Raw genomic sequence first — 989 nt, 5'->3', positions numbered from 1 at the left:
GGGTCTGTACGGTGAGTGGTGTAACTCCCGAGCTGGAAGCGACAGTTGATGACTGACGTGACGAGTGACACCGAGGGCGGGAAGGCCGCTGTGAGTGGGACGGCCGCCGTGGATGACGGGCTGGTCGCCGAGTTGGTTGCCCGGGCTCAGGCCGGCGGGGTGAAGCTCACCGGTGAGGGCGGCCTCCTGCAGCAGTTGACCAAGCGGGTGCTGGAGTCCGCGCTGGAGGGCGAGCTCACCGATCATCTGGGGCACGAGCCCGGTGAGCGGGCCGAGGGCGGCCGGGACAACTACCGCAACGGGCACCGGTCCAAGACGGTGATCACCGAGTCGGGGCCGGTCGAGATCGCGGTGCCGCGGGACAGGGCCGGATCGTTCGAGCCGCAGCTGGTCAAGAAGCGTCAGCGGCGTCTGGGCGGGGTGGACGAGATGGTCCTGTCGCTGTCGGCGAAGGGGCTGACGCACGGGGAGATCTCCGCACATCTCGCTGAGGTGTACGGCGCGGAGATCTCCAAGTCCACGATCTCCACGATCACCGACAGCGTGATGGCCGGCATGACGGAATGGCAGAACCGTCCGCTGGACAGCGTCTGTCCAGTCGTCTTCATCGATTGTGTGAATGTGAAGGTCAGGGACGGTCAGGTCGCCAACCGGCCTGTCTATATGGCGGTGGCGGTGACCGCCGAGGGGCACCGGGACATCCTGGGTCTGTGGATCGGCGACGGCGGGGAGGGCGCGAAGTACTGGCTCCAGGTCCTGACCGAGATCAAGAACCGCGGCGCGGCCGATGTCCTGATGCTGGTCTGCGACGGTCTGACCGGGCTCCCGGACGCCGTGAATACGGTCTGGCCTGCGACGATCGTCCAGACCTGTGTCGTTCACCTGCTGCGGAACAGCTTTCGTTACGCGGCTCGGCAGGACTGGGAGAAGATCACGAAGGCGCTCAGGCCCGTCTACACCGCGCCGACCGAGGAGGCCGCCCTGGAGCG

1 protein-coding gene is annotated in these 989 nt (G+C 66.9%); it reads left to right on the top strand.

The genetic code is table 11. The features are described 5' to 3' along the window. Positions 1–48: 48 nt before the first annotated feature. The coding region (locus tag V5O46_RS31570; protein WP_332888165.1) for an IS256 family transposase at positions 49–989 on the top strand (941 nt) is incomplete at its 3' end.

The organism is Streptomyces poriticola (assembly GCF_036689765.1).
GTDB lineage: Bacteria > Actinomycetota > Actinomycetes > Streptomycetales > Streptomycetaceae > Streptomyces > Streptomyces poriticola.
The sequence above is the reverse complement of the archived record's forward strand: the minus strand, read 5'-3'. Positions and strand labels throughout refer to the sequence as shown.